This window comes from Bhargavaea massiliensis (assembly GCF_018390575.1).
In the GTDB taxonomy this organism is placed as follows: Bacteria; Bacillota; Bacilli; order Bacillales_A; family Planococcaceae; genus Bhargavaea; species Bhargavaea massiliensis.
Window position 1 is genome coordinate 1 of the sequence record NZ_JAHBCJ010000015.1, and the last position, 25,833, is coordinate 25,833.

Consider the following 25,833-nt stretch of genomic DNA (forward strand, 5'->3'; position numbering starts at 1 on the left):
GACGCCGTCACGAAGAACGGCGTCTGTGGCCAAAAGCGACAGCGTTGGCCAACAAGGGCCCGCAGCGGAAATCCGTAGGATTTTATGGGAAAGAAAAAACTGCAGACAAAGGAGTAATATACTCACTTTGTCTACAGTCTGAGCGCACATAGATTCCTATGTGCGCCTACATACTGATAAACCATCTCTATGGGTTTCGGTCATTCAATAACAGGAAATTCATATAGAAGGATAGAAGCGTTTTCGGGGCGCTTAAAGTCTGCCAAAAGGGTTTTCCTTTGCCGCCCGGCACGCTCCACGGTAAGTTAAAAGTAAATGAAAGGAGTGACACGAATGCCAGCAACAATCTATGACTTTGAGGCAGAAAAGACTGACGGCACTAAACAGGCACTCTCGGACTACAAAGGACAAGTTGTCCTGATCGTAAATACGGCAAGCAAATGCGGCTTTGCAAATCAGTTTGATGGCCTACAGGCACTCTACGAGGAATACAAGGATCAGGGATTTACGATTCTCGGTTTTCCGAGCGATCAGTTCATGAATCAGGAGTTTGACAACATCGAGGAAACGATGGAATTCTGCAGAAGGAACTACGGCGTATCGTTCCCGATGTATGCCAAAGTCGATGTGAAAGGCAAATATATAACTCCCCTTTTCAAGTACCTCACAAATGAAACGAAGGGCATTCTCGGCGGAGAAGTAAAGTGGAATTTCACGAAATTCCTCATAGGACGTGACGGACGCCCGATAGAGCGTTACGCCCCGCAGACGAAGCCGGAAAAAATTCGTGATAACCTCAAGAATCAACTAATCGAATAATGGGAATAATTTTACTTCCGGATGTTTCTTGACAGCCCAATTTCACGTTGATAACCTAACAATAATATTCAGCGATATGGGGGCGTAAAACGACATGTGGGAGAACAAGTTTGCCAAAGAGGGCCTGACTTTTGACGATGTATTGCTTGTTCCGGCAGCATCAGAAGTATTGCCGAAGGAAGTGGATCTCTCTGTTCAGTTGACGGATAAAATCAAGCTTAGCCTCCCGATCATCAGCGCCGGCATGGATACGGTCACTGAGGCGAAGATGGCCATATCAATGGCACGCCAGGGCGGCATCGGAATCATCCATAAGAACATGAGCATCGAGGAGCAGGCGGAGCAGGTGGAACAAGTCAAGCGCTCCGAAAATGGCGTGATTACGAATCCGTTTTACCTGACACCCGAGCATCAGGTATTTGATGCGGAGCATCTTATGGGCAAATATCGGATCTCCGGCGTGCCGATTGTCAACAATGAAGAAGAACTGAAGCTGGTCGGAATCATCACGAACCGTGACATGCGGTTTATCGAAGATTATTCCGGAACAATCAGTGACTTCATGACGAAGGAAAATCTGGTGACCGCACCGGTTGGAACGACGCTTGCGGAAGCGGAAAAGATTCTCCAGAAATACAAAATCGAAAAACTTCCGATTGCCGATGAAGACGGCATTCTGAAAGGACTCATCACCATCAAGGATATTGAGAAAGTGATTGAGTTCCCTAAAGCTGCAAAAGACTCTCAGGGCCGTCTGCTGGTTGGAGCTGCAGTCGGTGTGACGTCCGATACGATGCTTCGCCTTGAGAAACTCGTCAAAGCCGAAGTTGACCTGATCGTCATCGATACGGCACACGGACACTCCAAAGGCGTCATCGATACGGTCAGGCAGATCCGTGAAACTTACCCGGAACTTGATATTGTGGCAGGCAACGTGGCAACAGCCGAAGGTGCACGCGCCCTCTATGAAGCGGGAGCGGATGTCGTGAAGGTCGGCATCGGACCTGGATCCATCTGCACAACCCGTGTGGTGGCAGGAGTCGGCGTTCCTCAGATTACGGCAGTCTATGACTGTGCTACAGAAGCACGCAAGCACGGCAAAGCAATCATTGCAGACGGCGGCATCAAGTATTCCGGCGATATCGTCAAGGCGCTGGCAGCCGGCGGACATGTCGTCATGCTGGGCAGCCTCCTTGCCGGAACGACCGAAAGCCCTGGCGAAACGGAAATCTTCCAGGGCCGCCGCTTCAAGGTATACCGCGGAATGGGATCCGTCGGGGCCATGGAGCAGGGTTCTAAGGACCGCTATTTCCAGGAAGACGCGAAGAAACTTGTACCGGAAGGCATCGAAGGACGCCTGCCGTACAAAGGGCCGCTTGCCGACACGATTCACCAGCTTGTCGGCGGCATCCGCGCCGGAATGGGCTATGCGGGTGCGAAAGATCTCGAGACGCTTCGCGAAGAGTCTCAGCTGATCCGCATGACGGGAGCCGGCCTCCGTGAAAGCCATCCTCACGACGTTCAAATTACAAAAGAAGCACCTAACTATTCATTGTAATATAACCTTCAGCCTTTTCGTCCCTTATTGGGCGGAAAGGCATTTTTTTCGTGAACCGGCAAGCGGCCCAGTCTGTTCTATGTTAAAATAAAGCGGTTGAAATAAGTTTTCGGAGGGACCACATTGAATCACATGTTAAAGAGAACGCTCGCGATCCTGCTGGTCGTGCCTGTTCTTATGATGACCATATTTTCTGTGCCCGGCACTGCTTCTGCGGCAGAGGATCTCGGTTTGCGCGTGGACGCTGCCATTCTGGTCGATGCTGACACAGGCCAGATTCTATACGGGAAAAATGAGGATGCCACGCTCGGAATTGCCAGTATGTCGAAGATGATGACGGAGTATCTGCTGTTTGAGGCGATCGAGGAAGGCCGGATCACCTGGGACCAGCAATATACCGTGTCGGATTATGCCTATGCCGTCTCTCAGGACCGGCGACTGAGCAACGTCCCGCTCCGTAACGGCGAGACGTACTCCATTCAGGAACTATATGAGGCACTTGCCATCTACTCGGCTAACGGGGCCACGATCGGCATTGCGGAAACATTGGCGGGTTCAGAAACCGAGTTCATCAAACTGATGGATGAAAAAGCCGAAGAACTGGGCCTGAAAGATTACAAGTTCGTCAACTCGACGGGCCTGAACAACTCCTATTTGCAGGGCATGCACCCGAAAGGCACGGGAGAAAATGATGAAAACGTCATGCCGGCAAAATCGGTGGCACTCCTCGCCTACCATCTCCTGAATGACTATCCGGAAGTCCTGGATACGACAAGCATCCCGAAGAAGGTGTTCCGCGAAGGAACATCGGATGCCATCCAGATGGACAACTGGAACTTCATGCTGCCCGGTCTCATTTATGAATATGAAGGCGTAGACGGTCTGAAAACCGGCACTACCGACCTTGCCGGCCATGCATTCACGGGAACAGCAAAGCGCGGTGAAACCCGCCTGATCGCCGTGGTCATGAAGGCAGTGGATGAGAACGGCAACGGTTCTTACAAAGCCCGCTTTGATGCGGCCCGCTCTTTGTTCGATTATGGTTTTAACCAGTTCGTGAAAGAAGAAATCTTGCCGGCGGACCATCAGTTCAAAGGGAATGAAACACTTCCATTGAGCAAGGGCAAGGAAAAAGAAGTGAGGATCGGACTCAAGAAGCCGGTCACGATGCTTGTGAAGACTTCCGAGAAAGACAAGTACACGGCGGAATTCACAGCGGATGAATCGAAGTTGAAGAACGGCAAGCTTGAGGCGCCAGTCAAGGAAGGCACGGTCGTCGGGAAGGCGAATATCGTCCATGCCGACGGGCAGCCGGTCTATGGCAATGTCAACGGGAGTCCTGCCTCGTTTGACGTTGTTACAAAGGAAACAGTCGAGAAAGCGGGCTGGTTCTCGCTCACCCTCCAGGCAATCGGCGACTTTTTCTCCGGAATCTGGGGCAAAGCTACTGGATGGGTAAAGGGTCTTTTCTGATCCTCTGCCCATAATGAAAAGACGGAACGGCCCAATCAGGCTGTTCCGTCTTTTTTGATGCTCCAGGATTCCATGAGGAGGGAAATAGCTTCCGGGATATCGGTTTCAGGAATGCTTCCGAAGCCGATCACAATCTCCGGAAGTCCCTCTCCTTCCATTTTGGTGATGGAGTAGGCGGCAGCGGACTGGACACGGATACCGGCATCAGCAGCCAGACGGACGAGCTCTGCGGCGCTCCTGCAGCTTTTGACGGTGAGGCGGAGATGCATGCCCGCCTGGCTTTGCTCATGGCTTACGGAGCCAGCAAACCGCCCCAGGGCAGTTGTGAGGGCCACATACTTGCGTCTGTACACTTTCCGCATCCGGTTCAGGTGCCGTGAAAAAGAGCCGTCCGCCATGAAGCCTGCAAGCATTTGCTGGTCAAGCCGTGGAACGGTTGATGAATAAAGGGAAAACAGTTCGTCGTAGCGCTCCAAGAGTGGCTCCGGCAGTACCATGTAGGCAACCCGGAGAGACGGCATGAGTGATTTTGAGAACGTGCTGAGGTAAAGGACACGGCCGTGGCGGTCCATTCCCTGAAGTGCCGGAACCGGGATACCCCCGTAGCGGAATTCGCTGTCATAGTCGTCTTCTATGATGATGCGTCCGGGCTTTGCGGCAGCCCAGCTGAAAAGACGGCTTCTGCGCTTTACGGACAAGACCGCGCCTGTCGGGAATTGGTGGGCCGGCGTAACGTATACGGCATCCGCAGCCGAGTCCTCCAGAACTCCGACATCGATGCCTTCTCCGTCTACAGGGATGGGGACGGTCATCCGATCGTTTTGGCGGAACAAGTGGTGTGTCAGCGGATAGCCGGGATTCTCCACGGCGTACACTGTGAACGGGCCGAGCAGACGGATGATGAGCGGCATCAGCTGTTCCGTTCCCGATCCGATGATGATCTGTTCAGGTGTGCAACGCACCCCGCGTGAGTGATTCAGGTATGTCGCAATCTCTCGCCGAAGCTCCGGATCACCGTGCGGGTGACCAAGCAGCAGAAACTCGGCAGATGCGGAATCAATCAGGTTTTTGGCTTGCCGCCTCCACTCGTCAAACGGAAATGCCCCGGTGTCAATGCGTCCGGGGGAAAAATCATATTTATATTCGGTTTTAGCTTGCTGGCGGGGTGTGGCTGCTTTTTGATTTTCCGCCGGCTGCGCATAAGCGAGTTCGCCGATATCCTGAATGTAAAAACCGCTTCTCGGCCTGGAGGTAATATACCCTTCTGCCAGAAGCTGCTCGTAAGCGAGCTCGACCGTCGTGTTGCTGACGCCGAGGTGTTCTGCAAACTTCCGCTTGGAAGGCAGCTTTGTGCCGACTGTAAGAGAACCATCCAAAATCATGCGCCGGATCCCTTCATAGATTTGTGCATATATCGGTCCGTCGCCATCCCTCCGGATCGGGACAATTAGCATCTTCATCACCCTTTCGTTAAATCTGGCCTTATCAAATTAAAGATAACTGGATATTTTAATGTGGTCAAACCCTATTATACTTGAATTGAATAGACAGAACATAACGATAAGGGGAGACGATCAAGCATGCAATTCCAATACGGCGGCGTCATCATGGACGTCATCAATGCAGAACAGGCAAAAGTGGCAGAGGCGGCAGGAGCGGTGGCAGTCATGGCTCTGGAGCGTGTGCCGTCCGACATCCGCGCGGCAGGCGGTGTCGCCCGCATGGCGGACCCGCGCATCATCGAGGAAGTCAAAAACGCAGTATCCATTCCCGTCATGGCCAAGGCAAGAATCGGACACATCTCGGAGGCGCGCGTACTTGAGGCGCTGGGTGTCGATTACATCGACGAAAGTGAGGTGCTGACGCCAGCTGACGATGAATTCCATCTTCTGAAAAGCAGCTTCAGCGTGCCGTTTGTCTGCGGTGCGCGTGATCTCGGGGAAGCCGCACGGCGTCTCGGGGAAGGGGCGCAGATGCTCCGGACCAAAGGAGAGCCGGGTACCGGCAACATTGTCGAGGCAGTCCGCCACCTGAGAAAGGTGAATGCCCAGGTCAACCGTATCGTCCATATGAACGATGATGAGCTGATGGTGGAAGCCCGGGATCTGGGCGCACCATATGACGTGCTTCTCACAATCCGGGAGAAAAAGCGGTTGCCGGTGACAAATTACGCTGCAGGCGGAGTAGCGACGCCTGCAGATGCGGCGCTCATGATGGAACTGGGCGCGGACGGTGTCTTTGTCGGCTCCGGCATTTTCAAGTCGGACAACCCTCAGAAGTTTGCCGAGGCCATCGTACAGGCGACACGGAACTACAAGGACTATGCGCTTATCGGGGAACTGTCAAAAGACATTGGAACCCCTATGAAAGGGCTTGAAATCGGTGAGCTTGCAGCCGGCGAGCGGATGAGCGCGCGCGGAATTTGAATAGGAGGGCACGGCCGGAACAGATTTTTTCCGGCCGTGTTTTTTTATAGGGATTCCCACCCTCCCACTCCTGAAAGTGATGGAAGAATGAGCAGATTTGGAAGACTATGGGTGAAAATATCCTTATCTTATTACCATTTATTATGAAATTAGAAGAACGCCAGTCATAAGAGGAAAAAGAGTTTCAACAACCTATTCAAATTATTCAGAACATCTCTTATGATAGATTTCTACCGTACATAACGGGGACATCCGAATATAAGGGGAGTGAAGAGGGAGTGAACAAACGAAAGCTTGCAGGAATCGGAGCGGCAGCCCTGATGGCGCTGTCACTCACAGTCGGATCGGCATCGGCAAACGGGCATGGCGTCACCATTTCAAAAAATGAAGATCTGAACGTTCCGAATCTCGTCTCGGGGGAACTGACCAAGCCATCTGCGAAGCCGGCGGCATCCATCGTCCATGATTACCTCAAGAAGGAAAAAGGGCTGTTCGGCTATAGCGGGGAAGCGGCCTCCTCATTTGAAGTCCTATCCGAGGAAAAGGACGAGCTCGGCTACACTCACGTCCGTCTTCAGCAGAAGCATATGGGAACGCCGGTCTTCGGCTCTGTATTGACTGCACATGTGGACAAAAACGGCGTGCTGACTGCCGTTTCGGGAACGGCAGTTCCGAATCTGGATAAAAAGTCGACACTTGCCGGCAAGAATAAGGTCACAAAGGCGGACGCCTATAAAATCGGCAAGGAAGCAGTGGAAAAAAAGCTCGGCGACAAGGTCGACAAGTTTGAGAACGAAGAGCGTCCCAACCTGGTCATCTATGCGCTGGACGGACAGCCGCGCTATGCCTACCAGATGCGGTTTGAAGTGCTTGATCCGGCTCCCGGTAATTTTCTCGTCTTTGTCGATGCCAAGACAGGAGAGATTATCCGGAGCCTGAACGAAATGCATGAAGCAAAAGGTGGCAGCACGGGTACAATCAGCGGTACGGTCGTGACAGGCTCCGGGACGGGCGTTCTCGGAGACTCAAAGACATTCAAGACCTTTAGCACAACAAACGGTTACTATTTGTATGATGCCACGCGCGGCAAAGGCGTCTATACGTACGATGGCCGGAACCAGACGCGTATCCCGGGAACCCTCTGGCTGGACGCCGACAACCGCTTTGCAGCTTCCTACGACCGGGCAGCCGTAGATGCCCATACGTATGCCGCATGGACATACGACTACTTCCGCAATGTCCATAACCGCAACAGCTATGACAATGCCGGCGCGGAACTCGTGTCGACTGTCCACTACGGGCGCAGCTACAATAACGCCGGATGGACAGGTTCCCAGATGATCTACGGTGACGGGGACGGCTACAACTTCCTGGCATTCTCGGGTTCGCTTGACGTGGTCGCACACGAATTGACGCATGCCGTGACCGACTTTTCCGCCGACCTGATCTACCAGAACGAGTCGGGGGCGATCAATGAGTCAATGTCGGACATTTTCGGCACGCTCACCGAGTACCATTTCAACAACAATCCCGACTGGCTGATGGGTGAGGACATCTACACGCCGGGCACGCCGGGTGACGCACTCCGTTCAATGGCGGATCCGACACTTGCCGGAGACCCGGACCACTATTCCAAGCGCTACATCGGCACGCAGGATAACGGCGGCGTGCACATCAATTCCGGGATCGGCAACAAGATGGCGTATCTACTCGCCAACGGCGGCACGCACTACGGCGTGAAGGTCAACGGCATCGGCAACGCCAAAGTGGGCAAGGTCATGTACCGCACGCTTACGCAGTACCTGACGCCTACATCAAACTACAGCCATTTCCGCGCCTCGGCCATACGCGCGGCAACCGATCTGTATGGTGCGTCCAGCACGGAAGTCGCTGCCGTAAAGCAGGCATTCAGCGCGGTCGGGGTCTACTGAGTCCGGCTTGCCATTTCCCCCTGTTTATAGTACAGTGAGGATAATTTCACACTTGAGACGATGAGGGGAAGCAGTAGCGGGTAACACTTTTTTCAGAGAGCCGGCGGGTGGTGCGAGCCGGCAGGGTGTCCGTGAATCCGTCCCTGAGCAGCCGGGCTGAAACAGGCAGTAGGCCCGGCCGGCGCATGGACCGTTATTCCATTGAGCGGGCCGCAATCTGCGGCCAATCAGGGTGGCAACGCGGGTGGCTCTCGTCCCTTTTTATAAGGGACGGGGGCTTTTTATGTGCCCGGATTTCCCTCATCGCCGGAAAAAGAATAGATAGGAGGCGGCCAACATGCTGGATATCAAATATGTAAGGGCTCATTACGAGGAAGTCAGGGAGAAACTTTCAAAGCGCGGGGAGGACCTGGGCGATTTCGAGCGCTTCGGCGAACTCGATACAAAGCGCCGCGAGCTGATCACGCAGGTGGAGGAGCTGAAGGCGGAGCGGAATGAGTCGTCCCAGAAAATTGCCGAGATGAAGCGCAACAAGGAAAACGCCGACGAGGCAATCAAGAAGACACGCGAGCTCGGCGACCGCATCAAGGAACTGGATGCGGAGCTGAATTCCGTCGAGGAAGATCTGAACTATATCATGATGCGCGTGCCGAACATCCCGCACGAAAGCGTGCCGGTCGGCGAAAGCGAAGATGATAACGTCGAAGTCCGCAAGTGGGGCGAACTGCCGGATTTCGGTTTTGAAGCGAAGCCGCATTGGGAAGTCGGCACGGATCTCGGCATCCTTGACTTCGAGCGTGCAGCGAAGACGACGGGCAGCCGGTTCGTATTCTACAAAGGCGCAGGGGCAAAGCTGGAGCGCGCGCTTGCCGCATTCATGCTCGACCTCCATACGGAAGAGCACGGCTACGAGGAAATGCTGACGCCATTCTTGGTCAACCGCACAAGCCTGACCGGCACCGGGCAACTGCCGAAGTTCGAGGAGGATGCATTCCTGATCGAAGAGGAGGACTACTTTCTCATCCCGACGGCTGAGGTTCCGGTGACGAACTACCACCGTGACGAAATTCTGAGCGGGACCGACCTGCCGCTCTCCTATGCCGCCTACAGCGCATGTTTCCGATCGGAAGCCGGTTCTGCCGGCCGCGATACCCGCGGACTTATCCGGATGCACCAGTTCAACAAGGTGGAGCTCGTCCACTTTGCCAAACCGGAAGATTCCTATGAGAAGCTTGAGAAGCTGACGGGCCATGCGGAGAAGGTTCTGCAGCTTCTCGGACTGCCGTACCGTGTACTGAAGATGTGCACTGCGGACCTCGGCTTCACCGCCGCGAAAAAGTACGACATCGAAGTGTGGATTCCGACACAGGGCGTCTACCGTGAAATCTCGTCCTGCTCGAACTTCGAGGACTTCCAGGCGCGCCGCGCGAATATCCGCTTCCGGCGCGAACAGGGTGCGAAGCCGGAATTCGTCCACACGCTCAACGGCAGCGGTCTTGCCATCGGCCGCACTGTCGCCGCGATCCTTGAGAACTACCAGCAGGAAGACGGTTCCGTGATCATACCTGAAGCACTCCGTCCTTACATGGGCGGAAAAGAGAAAATCGAAGCAAAGTAAGTGGAAATCCCCGCAGCCATCTTTAAGAGGGCTGCGGGGATTTTTGTCTGTTCTCCTAAGAAAAACAGCTAACATAAAGCATGATTGAGGGTAACATTAGGTTGATGATCGCCAGGGAAGGCCTGATCTTGAGATGAAATAGCTTGCACGGCGACTTTGATGCTCCAAGCGCAGCCTGTTATTCTCCTTGCTCAATTTCCCTTTCTCTCTTAGCCTGCTTCTCCGCTTTCCTGCGTTCCCGGATGCCGCGAAAAAAGTTCGTGAGGAGGGCGCTGCATTCTTCGCCGAGTACCCCTTCGGTGACGTCGCATCTGTGGTTAAAACGCGGATCATCGAGCAGGCGGTAAAGCGAGTCAACGCAACCGGCCTTCGGGTCTCTCGCGCCGTAGACCACCCGGGGGATGCGGGACTGCAGGATGGCGCCCGCGCACATCGGGCACGGCTCGAGGGTGACATAAAGCACGGTATCTTCAAGGCGCCAGCTGCCGGTTTCCCTGCAAGCCTCGGTGATCGCCGCAAGTTCTGCGTGGGCGGTCGCTTCCTGGTCGCGCTCCCGCAGGTTATGAGAGGCGGCAATTACTTCGCCGTCCCGGATAATGACGGCCCCGATCGGGACTTCGCCGATCGCTTCGGCTTTTTTTGCTTCCCGAATGGCAAGCTCCATGAACCGAAGGTCATGTTCAGACACCTCGGCGCCATTCACTAACGGTTCGTTCCTATCCATCCCGGAACCTCCTGAACAACTGAATTTACCTTAGTGTATCACGCTTTTTCCTTTATCGGCATATGATGGACCGGACTGCCCAAGGAGGGAAATCAATGATTCATGTTGTCAGGCAAGGGGATAGCCTTTACACAATCGCCAGGCAGTACGGAGTGCCGGCGGCGGACATCGCTTCAGCCAACGAACTGCCGGACCCCGATGTCCTCGTCATCGGCCAGGCACTGGTCATCTCGCAGACGCCGCCGGAAGATCGGCCGGAAATCACGGTGAACGGATATGCGGAGTGGTACACGCAAACACCCCCAGCTAGTCTGGTCCAAGAAATCCGGAAAAGGGAAGGGCTCCTGACCTATGTCATGCCGACAGGGTACGAGGTCCGGCGGGACGGCTCACTTGTTCGGTTTGATTGGGGAGGAGTCGGAGAGGCGGCAGAAGCAGCCGGGGCAGAAACGGCGATCGTGGTCATGAACCTCGAGGAAGGCGCATTCAGCCGGGAAGTTGCGGAAGCAATCTTTGCAAGCGAGGCTGCACAGGACCGGCTGATCGGTGAAATCAATGCACTTGCCCGGGAAAAGGGTGCGAAAGATGTTCATATCGACTTTGAATATCTCGGGCGGGAAAACCGCGATGCGTACACAGCTTTTCTCCGGAAACTGAAGGGACAGCTGGATCCGGGCCTGACGCTTTCGGCCGCACTTGCACCAAAGACGAGTGCCGACCAGCCGGGTGTCTGGTATGAGGGGCATGACTACGGGGCGATCGGGTCTATCGTGGATTTCGTTGTTATCATGACTTATGAATGGGGCTATAGCGGTGGTCCTCCAATGGCCGTGTCGCCGATCGGGCCTGTCCGTGACGTGCTGGAATATGCAGTGACCGTCATCCCGGCAAACAAAATCCTGATGGGGCAGAACCTGTACGGGTATGATTGGACACTGCCGTTCGAGCCTGGGAACCCGCCCGCACAGGGCCTGAGCCCGCAGGCTGCCTTAGTGCGGGCCAGGGAACGCAATGCGGCCATCCAGTATGATGAAACATCGCAGGCACCGTTTTTCAATTACTGGCGTGACGGGAAAGAGCATGTCGTCTGGTTTGAGGATGCCCGCTCCATCAAGGCAAAATTCGACCTTATCAAGGAATTGGGCCTCAGGGGCATCTCCTATTGGCATCTGTCATTCCCGTTTCCGCAAAATTGGCGTCTTCTCGACGAAATGTTCCACGTGAAACAACTCTGAGCCGGCTTCCATCTTCTGGCGGAGATGGACCCGGTTTTTTTCGTATGCCCGTCCCGCCGCCTGTGATAAAATGAAGTGTCAATTCAAGAAAGGGAGGGAATCCGGATGCATGTTCCGTTTATCGCGGTCGAAGGGCCGATCGGTGTCGGCAAGACATCGCTCGCCGGCGAAATCGCGGAAACGCACCGATTCCGGCTGCTGAAGGAAATCGTGGATGAAAATCCGTTCCTCAATAAATTTTATGAAGACATCGACGAATGGAGCTTCCAGACGGAGATGTTCTTCTTGTGCAACCGGTATAAACAGCTTAGTGACGTGAAAAAGGTGCTGGAAGACCGCCGGCCCGTCGTCGCGGATTATCATATATTCAAGAACCTCATTTTTGCGGGAAGAACGCTGAAACCCGGCGAGTATGAGAAATATGAGCAGATCTACAGCATTTTGACGGCCGACATGCCGATGCCGAATGTCATCGTCTACCTCCATGCGGGGCTGGACACACTGATGAAGCGCATTGCCATGCGCGGACGGGAATTCGAGAAAAACATGGACCCGGAATATATGAAGCAGCTTGCGGCGGATTACGAAGTTTTCATTGACCGGTTTGAGGCGGCGCATCCGGAAATTCCGGTGCTGCGCTTTAGCGGAGACCAGTATGACTTTGTCCATAATGCGGAGGACCGGAAGTACATATTAAAGCAGATTGACCAGGTGATCGGAAAGGAAGTCACAGAATGAACCTCAGAGAAAAATACAACATCCCGAAGCATGCCGTTATCACGGTGGCCGGGACGGTCGGCGTCGGAAAGTCGACGATGACCCGCGCGCTTGCGGATGCGCTGAATTTCCGGACCTCGTATGAGAAAGTGGACTCCAATCCTTATCTCGAACGGTTCTATGACGACTTCGAGAAATGGGCCTTTCATCTCCAGGTGTATTTCCTCGCGGAGCGCTTCAAGGAGCAGAAGCGGATGTTCGAGTATGGCGGCGGGTTCGTCCAGGACCGGTCAATCTATGAGGACACCGGCATCTTCGCCCGCATGCACTACGAGAAGGGGACGATGGATCCCGTTGATTATGGCACGTACACAGACCTGTTCGAAGCGATGGTCATGACGCCGTATTTTCCTCACCCGGACCTGCTGATTTACCTGGAAGGGTCCTTCGATCATATCCTCGAGCGGATCAAAGAGAGGGGGCGCCCGATGGAGCAGGCGACCCCGGTGGCCTATTGGGAGGAAATGTACGAGCGGTATACGCGGTGGATCGATTCGTTCAACGCCTGCCCGGTCCTTCGCCTCGACATCAAAGACTATGATCTTCTGAAGGATCCGGACGCGACCGAAGACATTGTGGAGCGCATGGCCTTCTTTATGAAACAAGCCAATCTGTTGGAGAAATAAAAGAGAAAAAGCACCGTCCTTCCGGATTTACCCGGAAGGGCGGTGCTTTTTGGCATTCGGATCAAAAGGTATGGGCGTGCGCGGGAACGAAGAATTCGTTGTACACCGCCCGGAGCGCCTTTTTTTCATCTTCTTTTTTTACGCCGAAGACGATGGAAACTTCTGAAGATCCCTGGTTGATCATTTCAATGTTCGTTCCGGAACCGGCAAGCGCCATAGCGGCACGTGCGGCAAGTCCCTTGGAATAGCGCATCGTCTCACCGACAAGCACGATCATCGAGTAATCGGAGCTGATGTGGGCGTCATCCACTTTCAACTCGTCAAAGCAACGGCGCAGGATGCGTTCTTCCTTTTCAGGCGACAGGAACTTGTTCCGGATGATGACGGACATGTTGTCGATTCCGGTCGGGGTATGCTCAAAGGAAATCTGCTCGTCCTCCAGGATGCCGAGCAGGCGGCGGCCAAAGCCCATCTCCCGGTTCATCAAGTACTTGTCGACATACAGCGTGCTGAATCCGCTGTCCGCCGCGATGCCGATGACCGGCTGGGTTTTGCATTCGCGTTCTTTCACGATCAGCGTGCCCGGGGCTGCCGGGTTGTTCGTGTTTTTGATGTTGACGGGCACGGAATGGGTAAAAGCCGGCATTAGTGACTCGTCATGCAGGACAGTGAATCCGTTGTACGCAAGTTCCCGCATTTCCCGGTAAGTCATCTTGCCGATCAGTGCAGGATTGTCGACGACATTCGGATTGGCGGCAAATACGCCGTCCACGTCGGTAAAGTTCTCATACATGGCCGCACCTGTCGAGGCCGCGAGGATGGCGCCTGTGATATCGGAACCTCCACGGCCGAACGTGCAAAGCACGCCGTCTTTCGTATAGCCAAAAAAGCCTGGAAAGACGATGACACGGGATTCTTTCTTGAGTTTCGAAAGCCGGGCATAGCATTCCGGATTGGCCATGCCGTCCCCTGCAGGCCCTTCCACAATGAGGCCGGCTTCCATCGGCGACATGTAGACCGCTTCGATGCCGATCTGGGTCAGGTAGGCTGCGACGAGCCGGGCGTTGTTGTCCTCGCCCGCAGCCTTCATCAGATCCATGAACCGGCCTGCATGCGGCCGGTCCGCCGCGAGCCTTGTCCGCAGGTCTTCCTCGACTGTCGAGACGAATTCCCCGCCAACGCCGAGTCCTTCCGCGATCAGCCGGAAGCGGCCGACCACATCGGCAAGAAGCGGTTCGGTATCTTTATTGTCCAGAGCAGCGTCAGCCAGGCGGATCAGCATGTCGGTCACTTTACGGTCTTCCGGATACCGCTTCCCGGGAGCCGAGACGACGACGATGCGCCGGGTGCGGTCGGATGAGATGATGCCGGCCACTTTCATAATCTGCTCCGCCGACGCGACCGAAGTACCACCAAATTTGCAAACTTTCATCTCATCAGACCCCATCTCTTTAAATTTCATTTCATAACAGAATGAATTGTTTTAAAATATAGTACGCAGGGGTTGTTTCTGTCAACCTCCGGGACTATAATGTCCTTATGCAGTGAACAGATGTTTTTTCAAAGTGTACATTCAACCGGAGGTGGCGTCAACATGGAAACCAACAACAAATCTGCGAAGCGCTGGAAGGGCCTGATCGAGGAATATCGGGAGTGGCTGCCGGTTACGGAAGACACGCCTTCCCTCACCTTGCAGGAAGGGAACACGCCGCTGATCCGGCTGGACAATCTTTCCCGGGAATGGGACATCGACCTGTATGTAAAGACGGAGGGGGCCAACCCGACGGGCTCATTCAAAGACCGCGGGATGGTCATGGCTGTCGCCAAGGCGAAGGAAGAGGGCAAGTCGGCCCTGATCTGTGCGTCCACAGGCAATACCTCCGCATCGGCTGCGGCATATGGCGCCCGTGCCGGCATGCGTACGGTCGTGGTCATACCGGAGGGCAAAATTGCACTTGGAAAACTGGCGCAGGCAAAGATGTACGGAGCCGAAATCCTCGAAATCGAAGGGAATTTTGACGAAGCGCTCCGCATGGTCCGGGAAACGGGAGGCGACGACATCGCGGTCGTGAACTCGGTTAACCCGTACCGCCTGGAGGGCCAGAAGACGATTGCATTCGAGGCGATCGAGCAGCTCGGCAAGGTGCCGGATGTTTTCGCGCTCCCGGTAGGCAATGCGGGGAACATCTCTGCTGCGTGGAAAGGATTCAAAGAGTATTCCGAGAAGCGGGGCACGGACCGGCCGCAATTGCTCGGCGTCCAGGCAGCAGGCGCAGCGCCGATTGTAAACGGAGCGCCGGTCGAGCAGCCGGAGACGATCGCGACCGCCATCCGTATCGGGAATCCGGCCAGCTGGCAGCTAGCGGAAGCGGCGCTTGCGGAATCGAACGGAAACATTCTTGCCGTGACCGATGAAGAGATCCTCGAAGCCTATAAGATGATCGCATCACGCGAAGGCGTGTTCGCCGAACCGGCATCGTGCGCGACAATCGCAGGAATCAAAAAGCAGCTGGAGTCCGGCGGCCTGAAGCGGGGAGCAACGGTTGTTGGTGTCCTGACAGGCAACGGGCTGAAGGACCCGGACACCGCGATTCTGGCCAACGAGGACAGCAAGCCGATCACACAGGAAGAATTCGAGACCTTCATAAGCGGCATCAAGGCGGAGGCACGCTGATGGGCCGGCCGACGCTCGCCATCCGGGTGCCGGCCACGACGGCGAACCTGGGGCCGGGATTTGACTGTGCGGCACTTGCGCTCACTCTTTATATGGAAGTTGAAGTGGAAAAGGCCGATGCATGGGAAGTGGTCTACGAAGGGGAAGAATACTCGGGCCTTGCAGGCGGGGAAGAAAACCTGATTGTCCGGACGATGCAGGAAACGGCCCGGCAGTGCGGTGCGGAGGCAGCGCCTTGCCGGCTCACCGTACGTTCGGACATCCCGCTCGGCAAAGGGCTCGGTAGCAGTGCGACCGCTGTCGCCGCAGGAATTGAGGCGGCTGATCACCTGTATGTGCTCGGGCTGTCTGTGGAAGAAAAGGCCAGGATCGGCAGTGGCATCGAGGGCCATGCCGACAACGTCGTCGCGGCGATCATGGGGGGAGCGGTATTTTCCCGTTACCGGGACGGAGAACTGGAAACGGTCCATATCCCGCATCCTCATGTCGGAGCGGTGATCCTTGTCCCGGACCGGCCGCTCGCGACGGAAGAATCCCGCGGCCTCCTCCCGGACACCCTCCGGCACGCCGACGCGGTATGCGGCAGTGCCGCTAACGGTGTGATGGCGGCGGCGATCGCCGTGAACGACTGGGAGCTTGCCGGCCGCATGATGGAGCGGGACGTGTTCCATGAGCCGTACCGGACCCGGCTGTTCCCTGATTTCGATCAGATCCGCTGTTTTGCACGAGAAGCCGGTGCATACGGCACGGCGGTGAGCGGTGCAGGTCCGTCGGTATTCGTCCTGACGGGGGCCGGCTCTGAAAACGTGATTGCGGAGCGGCTTGCCGGGAAGTTCCTGTCATATCGCCCGATTGCTGTGCGGGCTTCATCCACCGGTGCTGCAGCGGTCACCGTGTAAACACGAACGGAGGGCACTGAATGCTGCTTTACTTTTGATCATCCGCTCTTTTAACCGGAAACAAGAAGGGAGCGGAGCAGATCGGAATTGGAATATAGGACAGATGCTGAAGGGATCACTGCCGGCATGCTGGAGGGCTTTTTCGTCGGATGGCCGGACCCGCCTTCCGAGAAGACCCATTTGAGGATGCTCCGGGACAGCAGCCGCAGGGTGCTGGCTGTTGACCGGAAAGCCGGCCGGGTCGTCGGGTTCATCACCGCAGTGAGCGATGGCGTTCTGTCGGCTTACATTCCGTTTTTGGAAGTGCTGCCCGAATACCAAGGTGCCGGTATCGGCCGGGAACTCGTACGCAGGATGACCGGCGAATTAAACCATCTTTATATGATTGATGTCTGCTGTGATGATGACGTTGTGCCATTTTATGAGCGGTTCGGCATGCATCGCACAAACGGCATGATTCTCCGGAATTATAGCCGGCAGTCGGGAAGTGAAGAGAAATAGGAAAAGGAGCAGGCCCTTGATCGGGACCTGCTCCTTTTAAGATTCCGCAGGAACGGTTTTCGTGCGGACTTTGAGTTTCTCGGTCGAGCGGGCCGGACCGATGACACGGTCCGCCAGCCTGCGGCAGTTTTCATTGTCAAAGTACTTAAAATACTCGCCGGACTTTGGGTAAAACGGATTCATATTGTCGCCGGCAGTGATGCGGTCGAGCAGACCGGCCACTTCTGCCAGGCTCTTTGCCTTGTAGCCGTACAGCTCACTGTCAAGATCAAGATAAGTACCGCGATGCTGTTCCATCTCTTCCTGGTCAAACATATAGAAGATGATCGGTTTGTTCTGATAGAGAAAATCCCACGAAACGCTCGTGTAGTCGGTCAGGAGCATGTCCGCCCGAATGACCTCTTCTTTAATCGAGACTTCGTCAAACGAATAAAAACGGATCTGTTCCGATCCCGGGAACCCTTTGAAAAATCGTTCGAACCGCTTCATGAAGGGATGGAGCGCGACCTTCACTTTCAGGTCCCGGTCGCGGACCAGCCGGAGAAACGCCGGATCGTTCAGCAGGCCGGTCGTCCTCCTGAAGTACTCGCTTTCCATGAAAGCTTGGTCGGACAGGCCGAACAACCACTCCCGCCAGGTCATCATGACAAGGATGTTCTTCACTTCCGGAGCCGGGCTATCCGGCTTGAGACGGTCGAATCGGGCCATGCCTGTCGTGATCAGTTTTTCCTCCGGCACCCCCCAGCCGTACTGTTTGATGCGCTTTTCATAAGGCGAGGCGCAGTTAAAATAGTTGGTGCGCCTGAGGAGCGGCCTGTCTTCCGGGAGGATCAGGATTTTCTTGAACCCTTCGATTCCGTGGCTGATATGGGTCATGACGGTCTTGTTGTTCATGTGGACATACCGGTCAATGCCGGGTGCAATATCGTAGAGGAGGGAATGACCGTGGAAGGTATAGGCAGCCCGGAAAAACAGCAGGTAATTTTGGAAGGTGCCGAGGGGAACGGCATTTGGAATACCTTCCCTTCGGACATAGTCGGTTGAAGGATCATACATCCAGTAAACGTCCAGGTCCGGCCGTTCACGCATCAGATAGTCATGGAAAACCGAGGCGTTGTCTTCATATTTCTCACCCAGGTTCCCTCCGACCAAAACAATGTCCCGCTTCGGTCGGGGAAGAAGGGAAGCAAGGGCACGGGCTGCCGCCACCTTTACCGCTGTTTCCGCCGGGCGGTACCACTTTTCCTGTTTCAATCCCATAACATCACGCCTTTCTCTCTGTTCATCTTAATATTACCTTAATATTACCCGGTTCTCTCCTATCCTACTTAACACTTTCTTAACATTACCTAAATTCAATAGAAATGTACCAGAAAATGTTTGGTTATAAGTGAAGAAGGGTATAGTTATCTACTACTCTGCGTTTTTCAGAGGGGAGATAAGCAGGAAAGGGGTTGTCCAACTGGTTATGTGTAAAAAAGTATTGTTTATTTCAGACCACGGAGATCCTCTGGCAAAACTGGGAGGAAAGCAGTCGGGCGGCCAGAACAACTATGTCCGTCAGCTTGCAGAGGCGCTTGCAGAACGCGGTCTGCACGTCGATGTCGCTACGCACTGGAATGATCCGGAGACACCGCGGATCGAGCGGTTCGGCGAAGGCTGCCGGGTGATCCGGATTGCAGCCGGCCGCAAAGAATTTGTGCCGAAGTCCGACATGCTGGACCTTCTCCCCGCCTTCTATAAAGAGATGAAAACAATCCTGGACCTGGACGATTATGACGTCGTCCATACCCACTACTGGCTTTCCGGCCTGCTTGGCCTCATGATCCGGAATGACCGCGGCACAAGGATCGTCCACACTTCCCACTCGCTTGGTATCGCCAAAGCGAAGGCGACCGGCCTGGTGGAGAAGGAGAGGCTCAAGGCAGAAAAAGAAATCCTTGGGCGGGCGGACCGGGTCATTGCCACAACGCCGACTGAAAAAGACATTATTTTGGACTTTGCCGGAATGCGCTCAAGCGTGTCAGTGGTCTCAATAGGAGTCGACCGGTCATTTGAGCGCATGTCTTCAGCCGCGGACAAAGGGGAATCGCCCCTGTTCGTCTATGCCGGGCGATTCGAGCAGACAAAGGGCATCCTGACACTTCTGCGCGCATTCCGGATCTATCTCCGCCATGGAAGAGACGCGAGGCTCATTCTTGCCGGCGGTGCGGAGGAGGACATCGATCCGAAAAGCGGTCTTCCTCTGAAAGCTCAGCTCCGATCGGCGGTTGCCGGGATGGAAGACCGGGTGACTTTCCTCGGTCCGCTCAGCCAAGAAGAACTTGCCGATCTGTTTGGCCGCGCGACGGCTGTGATTGTCCCGTCCTACTATGAATCGTTTGGCATGGTGGCCGCGGAAGCCCAGGCTTGCGGGACGCCAGTGATCGCCTCTGAGGTCGGCGGGCTCCAGGACGTCGTGCAGGACGGCAGGACCGGCCTCCTCGTCTCAGCCAAAAATCCGGCGGAATTGTCCCGGGGCCTGAGGCGCATTGCCGGAGATCCTGAATTTGCGGAACGTCTCGGCAGGCAGGCGCTGAAACGCGCAAGAAAAGTATTTAACTGGCCGGCGATTGCGGCTGATATCCATGAAATCTATGAGGTGTTGTACCGTGCAGAAGATCCGGTATTTGTTGGCGACTGACCTGGACGGCACGTTCGTCGGTGACGAGGCGGGCCTCCGCGAACTGCTTGATTACTATGACTCATTGCCCGAGCGTGTTGCGCTTGCCTATGTGACAGGGCGCCACCGGGCTTCCGCGATGGATCTGATCCGCGGGGAGGGGCTTCCGCTTCCGGATATTCTTGTTACCGATGTCGGCACATCCGTCTTTGCCGGGCCGGAGCTTGTCGAAGATCTTGGTTGGAAGCAGCGGATGACGGAAAACTGGGATCCTCAGGCTGTGCTGCGGACTGCAGGGGGAGTTCCCGGTATCCGACTGCAGGAGCTGCCGGATACAAGGCGGGTCTCTTTCTATTCTGACGGCGGGGAGCCTGCAGAAAAGCTGAAGTACGCGCTTTCCGCGGAAGGCATCCCCCATACGTTCGTTTTCAGTTCCGGCCGCGATGTCGACATACTGCCCGAGAACGGCGGAAAGGGGGCAGCACTCCGCTACGTGATCGGCAAGTTCGCGGAAGAAAACGCCTGCGTCCTGGTCGCCGGGGATTCCGGCAATGATCTGGACATGCTCATGCTCGGCTATCCGTCGGTGATCGTTTCGAACGCACGGCCGGAACTGTTGGAAGCGGAAAATCATGAAACCCTGTTCCGGGCCACACGCCCGTGTGCGGGGGGAATCCTGGAAGCTTGGATGCACTTCCACGGGAGTGCGGCGGATATAAAAGGATGACTGAGGGCCTGCCGGTGACCGGCAGGCCCTTTCCATGTTCACCATCGGGATTCGGGAAGAATAAGATAGCCCATCTGAGACGTTTGGGGTGAATCTACTGTGACAAGGTATCACTTTCCGGGACCCGGTATGACGGGGCTTCAGCCAGTCGGCTTTGTGGCCGTGCCGATGTTGCCCATGCATTTGCCGGGAACAGGACGCATGGTTTCTGCAGAAGCCGCCAGACTAAAGGCTGATATGCGGCTTCTCTGGGAACAGCACATTGCCTGGACGCGAATGACCATCATCAGCCTCGTCTTTGATCTGCCGGATTTGGAATTCACCGTCAACCGGCTTCTCCGGAATGCCGAAGACATGGGAAATGCGATCAAGCCGTATTACGGGGAACAGGCAGGGGAACGGTATGCTTCGCTTATCAGGGAGCATCTCACCATTGCAGCCGATCTGGTCAAGGCGGCCAAGGCCGGAGAAATGGAAAAAGCGGAGCAGATTGAACAGGATTGGTACCGGAACGCCGATGAAATCACAGACTTTCTCAGCCATGCAAACCCGTATATCGGCAAGGAAGAAGTGAAGGCAATGTTTTACGAACACCTTGCCCTGACTAAACTTGAAGCCGTATGTATGATCATTGAAAACTTTGAGCTGGAAGTCGAGGTCTATGACCGGATAGAGACAGCAGCCCTCCAAATGTCCGACATGATCTCGGATGCGATCATCCGGCAGTTTGGCCTGTAAGAAGGAGCGGGAAAAATGTGAAAGCCGCCGGCATCGGATGCCGGCGGCTTCATTTGTAGGTTTGTTTCGGTTCTTTCAAATTTTCAATCATGTATAGGGAGAAAAAATCGCTGCAGATGCAACGGATTTTTTCTATCTCAACTTTATGCGTGTGTTTGTGAAATGGCGGAGGAGGAGGGATTCGAACCCCCGCGCGGTGTTACCCGCCTCCCGGTTTTCAAGACCGACCCCTTCAGCCAGACTTGGGTACTCCTCCATGTCACGGAAATAATTTATCATGATGCTCCCCCGCTGTCAACGGCAACGAAAGGTTTGGGTTGATTTTTTTCTCTCAAGGTCGTATAATAAATCTCGCCGTGCTAGGTGGGAAGGTAGCGGTGTCCTGTAACCCGCAATCCGCTCCAGCGGGACTGAATCCCTTTCCGAGGCCGCTTGTCATGCAAGGCCTGCCTTCTGCACGTAGTGAAGACGTTTGGGTCCTGCGCAATGGGGCCCCACGAACCATGTCAGGTCCGGAAGGAAGCAGCATTAAGTGGGTCACCCCATGTGCCGCGGGGCAGCCTAAACCGAGCCAACGACAGGAGTAACGCTTGTGTGCATCGGTCGAAGAAAGGTGCACGGCATTTTCATAGACATGTAATCGGCCCGTCCGGATGAGGACGGGCCTTTTGTGTGCCCAGAAATTCACCGGTCTTCCTGAAGGGGAACCCTCTGCTTCAGCCGGGAGAAGATAGGGGCGCAGGGGACACCTGTATGGTATAATTGGGGCATATGAAATTGTGTCCGGGAAGGAGGGGAGTTGCACATGTACCAGGCATTCTACAGGGCCTACAGGCCTCAGACATTCGGAGAGATGAGCGGACAGCAGCACGTCAGGCGGACACTGCAGAATGCCCTCCTCCAGGACAAGACGACCCACGCCTACCTGTTTTCGGGACCCCGCGGAACCGGAAAGACCAGTGCGGCGAAAATCTTCGCGAAGGCACTGAACTGCGTCCAGGCACCGACGGACGAGCCGTGCAATAACTGCGACTCCTGCCGCGGGATCACAGACGGTTCGGATACGGACGTCATCGAGTTCGATGCCGCCTCCAACTCCCGCGTCGAAGAGATCAGGGAGATTATCGAGAAGGTGCGGTTTGCCCCGTCCAATTCAAGATTTAAAGTGTATATTATCGACGAGGTGCACATGCTCTCGAACAGTGCATTTAATGCCCTCCTTAAAACGCTGGAGGAGCCGCCGGCACACGTCGTCTTCATCCTGGCAACGACTGAACCCCACAAGCTGCCCCCGACCATTATTTCGCGGTGCCAGCGCTTTGACTTCAAGCCGCTATCGCGCGCGGACCTGAAGGACCGGATGGAGCAGGTGCTGGAGGACAGCGGCATCCGGTACGAGGAGCCGGCGCTGAAGGTCATCGCACAGGCTGCCGCGGGTGGTATGCGTGATGCGCTCAGCATGCTGGACCAGGCCGTGTCGTTCGGCGGCGATGATGTCACGGCGGATGATGCGGTCATGGTCACCGGCTCGATCGGCGAGGAGCTGTTCCGGGAAATCGCCGGGGCGCTTTCCGGCAAGGACGCAGCGGGTGCGCTATCACTGTTGGAGCGGCTCGTTTCCGAAGGAAAAGATGTGGTCCGGCTCACGGAGGATCTCATCACATTCTTCCGGGATCTTCTCGTCATGAAGTCTGCACCGGGCATGCCGGATCTTCTCGAAATCATTTCGGAGCCGGATGGGTTCAAGCCGCTTGCGGAGTCTCTGCCGGAAGGCCGGCTGTATGCGTTTATCAGCATCCTGTCCGAAACCCAGCAGGAGATGCGTTTCTCGAACCATGCAAAAGTATACCTTGAAGCGGCTTTCCTGCGGATGATTCAGGCAGACGGAACGACCGTCTCTGCCGCGGTACCCGCTTCTGGAGGAAGCGTCGAAGGCATGGAGGAACTGCAGCGCCAGGTCAGCCGGCTCGAGCAGACGGTCTCCGATCTGACGCGCCGCCTCCAGCAGGGCGTTCCGGCAGGCGCGGAAGGGCCGGTTCAGGAGCGGCGGCGCCCCGCACCAAAGTCGAAAAACGGCTTCCAGGTGCAGGAAGGCAGAATCCGCGATGTTCTGGCAAATGCCACAAAAGAGGATATCCGTTCCATCAAGTCGAACTGGGCGTCCATTCTGAACGATATGCAGAAATCCCAGGCGGCTCTTCTGAATGATGCCGAGCCGGTAGCGGCGTCGGACAAGGCGTTTGTGTTAAAATTCAAATACGCAATTCATTGCGGCATGGCCGCAAGCAATCCTGAATTTTTGGCGTCGCTTTCCCAGGGGCTGTCCGCCCGGGCCGGCAACGCCTATGATCCTATCTTTGTGCCGGAAGAAGACTGGCTGAGGATCCGTGAAGCGTTTATCCGCGAGAACGGACTCCAGAAGCCGTCCTCCGAAGAAAGCAAGGCGGAGCCGGGTCATCCGGACGAGCAAGCCGCCCAAGAGGCGCTCTCGTTCCTGGAGGAGGCAGGGGCTCCGGTACAGGATCCGCTCGTCGGGGAAGCTGAAAAACTGTTCGGCAAAGAAGCCGTCAACGTGTATGATGACTGATCATTACTTAAATATTGAGGAGGAAAACAGATGCGTGGCATGGGCAATATGCAAGGTATGATGAAACAGATGCAGAAGATGCAGAAACAGATGGCGGAAGCACAGGAAGAACTCGGCGAAAAGCGCCTCGAGGGCACAGCCGGCGGCGGCATGGTCAAAGTGGTCGTTTCCGGCCATAAGGAAGTGCTGGAAGTGACGGTCGATCCATCCGTAGCAGATCCGGAAGACGTGGAAATGCTGCAGGACCTGATCGTCATCGCGACCAACGATGCACTCAAGCAGGCCGATGAACTGACCAACTCGACAATGGGCCAGTTCACGAAGGGCCTCAACCTCCCGGGTATGTTCTGAGATTTCCGTCGAGCGGACGGGCCGGCACGCAATAAGCGGCGGCCCGTCTCTTATATTTCATGAGAGGATGGAACCGGATTGCATTATCCTGAACCGATTTCCAAGCTGATCGACAGCTTTATGAAGCTGCCGGGGATTGGGCCGAAGACGGCCGCCCGGCTTGCTTTTCATGTGTTGGATATGAAAGAAGACACGGTGCTCGAGTTTTCAAAGGCGCTTGTCGATGCAAAGCGCGACCTGACGTTCTGTTCGGTCTGCGGGCATATCACGGACACGGATCCGTGCCGGATCTGTAAAGACGAATCCCGTAACCGCTCGATGGTCTGTGTGGTCCAGGAGCCAAAGGATGTCATTGCCATGGAGAAAATGCGCGACTTCAACGGTCTGTACCACGTCCTCCACGGTGCAATTTCGCCGATGGACGGCATTGGGCCGGAAGACATCAATATTCCGGACTTGCTGAAGCGTCTCCAGGATGACACCATACAGGAAGTGATCCTTGCCACCAACCCGACAATCGAAGGGGAGGCAACAGCCATGTACATTTCCCGGCTTATCAAGCCTTCCGGCATCCGGACGACTCGGATTGCGCACGGGCTTCCCGTCGGCGGCGATCTCGAATACGCGGATGAAGTTACGCTGTCCAAGGCGCTTGAGGGCCGCAGGGAACTCTGATAACAAGTAAAGAAGGAGTGGCTCCCGATGTTCGGCCGGAGAAAGAAACTAAAGCGCGAGTATGATGAACGCCTGATCCGGCTTCTTAAGGAAACACATGAGGAATGGATGCGGGCAAAGGAGATTGAGCGCCAGGCTTCGCGATTTGACGAGGAAGGCCTTGCCCGCACCCAGCGGCTGATGGCCGAAGCCCGGCATTTCTATCTATATAAAGAGGCGAGAAGGCGGAACATCTCCCTCAGGCAATGACGGTCGGCCTCTGCCGCCGTTATTTTTTTGAATAGGAAGCATCCTGGTGGCATACAGTGGATACGGAGTGAAAAACGGAAAAAGGATGCGATCGGTTTGAAACTCGTCATCGGCATTGCGGCCGGACTGTTCCTCCTCCTCGTCCTGGTCCGCAACAAGCGGATCCTTTACACAGCCGCGGAAAAACTGTCTGTTTTCTGGTTCCGGCTTGCCGCAGCTTTCCTGGTCCTGTTCCTGCTGAATGTCGGACTGGGGCTTCTCGGGTTCTTTGTGCCGGTGAATCTGATGTCGGGACTTATGATCGCCATACTGGGTATTCCCGGTGTTGCGTCGGTCTGCGCGCTCTCCGTCCTTTTATAGGAGGAAGAGCGGAATTGCAGACCGGCGCTTGACTTTCATCTGCAACCGGCGTATATTGGAGAAGTCGCTTTTTTCGGGGAGAAAAAAGAATTAAAAAGTTAGTTATTCTTTGTTGACATCCGAAGTGAGACGTGTTATTATAATTAAGCTGTCGCAAAGAGATACACCGCGGCGAGCACGATGAACCTTGAAAACTGAACAGCAAAACGCTGATGAAATGAGT

At 55.2% G+C, this 25,833-nt stretch carries 24 protein-coding genes, 1 tRNA gene, 1 other RNA gene and 1 other annotated feature; of the genes, 21 read left to right on the top strand and 5 right to left on the bottom strand.

Annotation, left to right across the window (positions count from 1 at the left end):
• The first annotated feature begins 333 nt into the window (after positions 1-333).
• From KHA84_RS15015 to KHA84_RS15025, 3 genes are all read left to right on the top strand, one after another.
• Entirely contained in the window at positions 334-819 is a 486-nt protein-coding gene (locus KHA84_RS15015; protein ID WP_213424330.1) for a glutathione peroxidase, read from the top strand.
• A 94-nt stretch (positions 820-913) separates the two neighbouring features.
• On the top strand, positions 914-2,377 hold the full coding sequence (gene guaB / locus KHA84_RS15020) for an IMP dehydrogenase (RefSeq protein WP_213424331.1): 1,464 nt from the start codon (positions 914-916) through the stop codon (positions 2,375-2,377).
• A 123-nt stretch (positions 2,378-2,500) separates the two neighbouring features.
• Entirely contained in the window at positions 2,501-3,850 is a 1,350-nt protein-coding gene (locus tag KHA84_RS15025; protein ID WP_419465614.1) for a serine hydrolase, read from the top strand.
• 35 nt (positions 3,851-3,885) lie between these two features.
• On the opposite strand, the gene pdxR is transcribed toward KHA84_RS15025, so the two are convergent.
• A complete protein-coding gene (pdxR, locus tag KHA84_RS15030; RefSeq protein ID WP_213424332.1) occupies positions 3,886-5,310 on the bottom strand; it encodes a MocR-like pyridoxine biosynthesis transcription factor PdxR in 1,425 nt (474 codons plus the stop codon).
• Positions 5,311-5,430: 120 nt separating this feature from the next.
• On the opposite strand from pdxR, the gene pdxS reads away from it, so the two are divergent.
• The 3 genes from pdxS to serS all read left to right on the top strand — a co-directional run bounded on the left by pdxS (position 5,431) and on the right by serS (position 9,825).
• The gene (gene pdxS, locus KHA84_RS15035) at positions 5,431-6,276 is read left to right on the top strand and encodes a pyridoxal 5'-phosphate synthase lyase subunit PdxS (protein WP_213424333.1); all 846 of its coding nucleotides are present in this window, start codon (positions 5,431-5,433) and stop codon (positions 6,274-6,276) included.
• 278 nt (positions 6,277-6,554) lie between these two features.
• Positions 6,555-8,207 (top strand): M4 family metallopeptidase, encoded by a 1,653-nt coding sequence (locus KHA84_RS15040; protein ID WP_213424334.1) that lies wholly within the window; start codon positions 6,555-6,557, stop codon positions 8,205-8,207.
• A 51-nt stretch (positions 8,208-8,258) separates the two neighbouring features.
• Positions 8,259-8,469: a binding site (T-box leader), on the top strand.
• Positions 8,470-8,544: 75 nt separating this feature from the next.
• Entirely contained in the window at positions 8,545-9,825 is a 1,281-nt protein-coding gene (serS, locus tag KHA84_RS15045) for a serine--tRNA ligase (protein WP_213424335.1), read from the top strand.
• Positions 9,826-10,003: 178 nt separating this feature from the next.
• Here the strand turns inward: serS and tadA are convergent, their stop codons facing one another.
• Positions 10,004-10,549, bottom strand: coding sequence for a tRNA adenosine(34) deaminase TadA (gene tadA / locus KHA84_RS15050; RefSeq protein WP_213424336.1), 546 nt, complete (start codon positions 10,547-10,549; stop codon positions 10,004-10,006).
• Positions 10,550-10,644: 95 nt separating this feature from the next.
• Here tadA and KHA84_RS15055 point away from each other — a divergent pair, with 95 nt between their 5' ends.
• The 3 genes from KHA84_RS15055 (at position 10,645) to KHA84_RS15065 (ending at position 13,187) form a co-directional block, all read left to right on the top strand.
• On the top strand, positions 10,645-11,784 hold the full coding sequence (locus tag KHA84_RS15055; protein WP_213424337.1) for a glycosyl hydrolase family 18 protein: 1,140 nt from the start codon (positions 10,645-10,647) through the stop codon (positions 11,782-11,784).
• A gap of 105 nt (positions 11,785-11,889) precedes the next feature.
• Positions 11,890-12,522 carry a deoxynucleoside kinase gene (locus KHA84_RS15060; protein ID WP_213424338.1) on the top strand — a complete coding sequence of 211 codons (633 nt, stop codon included), beginning with the start codon at positions 11,890-11,892 and terminating at the stop codon, positions 12,520-12,522.
• On the top strand, positions 12,519-13,187 hold the full coding sequence (locus tag KHA84_RS15065; RefSeq protein WP_213424339.1) for a deoxynucleoside kinase: 669 nt from the start codon (positions 12,519-12,521) through the stop codon (positions 13,185-13,187). Before KHA84_RS15060 ends, KHA84_RS15065 begins: the two co-directional genes overlap by 4 nt.
• Positions 13,188-13,248: 61 nt before the next feature.
• Here the strand turns inward: KHA84_RS15065 and KHA84_RS15070 are convergent, their stop codons facing one another.
• Positions 13,249-14,619: an aspartate kinase gene (locus KHA84_RS15070; RefSeq protein WP_213424340.1), complete on the bottom strand. Its 1,371-nt coding sequence runs from the start codon at positions 14,617-14,619 to the stop codon at positions 13,249-13,251.
• 162 nt (positions 14,620-14,781) lie between these two features.
• On the opposite strand from KHA84_RS15070, the gene thrC reads away from it, so the two are divergent.
• From thrC to KHA84_RS15085, 3 genes are all read left to right on the top strand, one after another.
• Positions 14,782-15,861 carry a threonine synthase gene (thrC, locus tag KHA84_RS15075; protein ID WP_213424341.1) on the top strand — a complete coding sequence of 360 codons (1,080 nt, stop codon included), beginning with the start codon at positions 14,782-14,784 and terminating at the stop codon, positions 15,859-15,861.
• Positions 15,861-16,760 carry a homoserine kinase gene (gene thrB / locus KHA84_RS15080; protein WP_213424342.1) on the top strand — a complete coding sequence of 300 codons (900 nt, stop codon included), beginning with the start codon at positions 15,861-15,863 and terminating at the stop codon, positions 16,758-16,760. The genes thrC and thrB overlap by 1 nt, the downstream gene beginning before the upstream one ends.
• A gap of 126 nt (positions 16,761-16,886) precedes the next feature.
• Positions 16,887-17,261: a GNAT family N-acetyltransferase gene (locus KHA84_RS15085; RefSeq protein ID WP_213424352.1), complete on the top strand. Its 375-nt coding sequence runs from the start codon at positions 16,887-16,889 to the stop codon at positions 17,259-17,261.
• A 36-nt stretch (positions 17,262-17,297) separates the two neighbouring features.
• Here KHA84_RS15085 and KHA84_RS15090 read toward each other — a convergent pair whose 3' ends face one another.
• Entirely contained in the window at positions 17,298-18,521 is a 1,224-nt protein-coding gene (locus KHA84_RS15090) for a CDP-glycerol glycerophosphotransferase family protein (RefSeq protein ID WP_213424343.1), read from the bottom strand.
• A 208-nt stretch (positions 18,522-18,729) separates the two neighbouring features.
• On the opposite strand from KHA84_RS15090, the gene KHA84_RS15095 reads away from it, so the two are divergent.
• The 3 genes from KHA84_RS15095 to KHA84_RS15105 all read left to right on the top strand — a co-directional run bounded on the left by KHA84_RS15095 (position 18,730) and on the right by KHA84_RS15105 (position 21,388).
• Positions 18,730-19,944 carry a glycosyltransferase gene (locus KHA84_RS15095; RefSeq protein WP_213424344.1) on the top strand — a complete coding sequence of 405 codons (1,215 nt, stop codon included), beginning with the start codon at positions 18,730-18,732 and terminating at the stop codon, positions 19,942-19,944.
• Positions 19,913-20,650, top strand: a complete 738-nt coding sequence (locus tag KHA84_RS15100; protein ID WP_213424345.1) for an HAD-IIB family hydrolase — start codon at positions 19,913-19,915, stop codon at positions 20,648-20,650. Before KHA84_RS15095 ends, KHA84_RS15100 begins: the two co-directional genes overlap by 32 nt.
• Positions 20,651-20,749: 99 nt before the next feature.
• Positions 20,750-21,388: an acetylglutamate kinase gene (locus KHA84_RS15105; RefSeq protein ID WP_213424346.1), complete on the top strand. Its 639-nt coding sequence runs from the start codon at positions 20,750-20,752 to the stop codon at positions 21,386-21,388.
• A gap of 163 nt (positions 21,389-21,551) precedes the next feature.
• Here the strand turns inward: KHA84_RS15105 and KHA84_RS15110 are convergent.
• Positions 21,552-21,644 (bottom strand) — tRNA-Ser (locus tag KHA84_RS15110).
• A 98-nt stretch (positions 21,645-21,742) separates the two neighbouring features.
• Between KHA84_RS15110 and ffs the strand changes: the two genes are divergently transcribed.
• The 6 genes from ffs (at position 21,743) to KHA84_RS15140 (ending at position 25,610) form a co-directional block, all read left to right on the top strand.
• Positions 21,743-22,009: signal recognition particle sRNA large type (gene ffs / locus KHA84_RS15115), an RNA gene on the top strand.
• Positions 22,010-22,193: 184 nt separating this feature from the next.
• Positions 22,194-23,975, top strand: coding sequence for a DNA polymerase III subunit gamma/tau (gene dnaX, locus KHA84_RS15120; protein WP_213424347.1), 1,782 nt, complete (start codon positions 22,194-22,196; stop codon positions 23,973-23,975).
• A 30-nt stretch (positions 23,976-24,005) separates the two neighbouring features.
• Positions 24,006-24,326, top strand: a complete 321-nt coding sequence (locus tag KHA84_RS15125; RefSeq protein ID WP_008301519.1) for a YbaB/EbfC family nucleoid-associated protein — start codon at positions 24,006-24,008, stop codon at positions 24,324-24,326.
• Between the two features lie 78 nt (positions 24,327-24,404).
• Positions 24,405-25,001, top strand: a complete 597-nt coding sequence (gene recR / locus KHA84_RS15130; RefSeq protein ID WP_213424348.1) for a recombination mediator RecR — start codon at positions 24,405-24,407, stop codon at positions 24,999-25,001.
• A 27-nt stretch (positions 25,002-25,028) separates the two neighbouring features.
• Positions 25,029-25,250: a YaaL family protein gene (locus KHA84_RS15135; RefSeq protein ID WP_213424349.1), complete on the top strand. Its 222-nt coding sequence runs from the start codon at positions 25,029-25,031 to the stop codon at positions 25,248-25,250.
• A gap of 96 nt (positions 25,251-25,346) precedes the next feature.
• Positions 25,347-25,610, top strand: a complete 264-nt coding sequence (locus tag KHA84_RS15140; RefSeq protein WP_213424350.1) for a pro-sigmaK processing inhibitor BofA family protein — start codon at positions 25,347-25,349, stop codon at positions 25,608-25,610.
• Positions 25,611-25,833 lie beyond the last annotated feature (223 nt).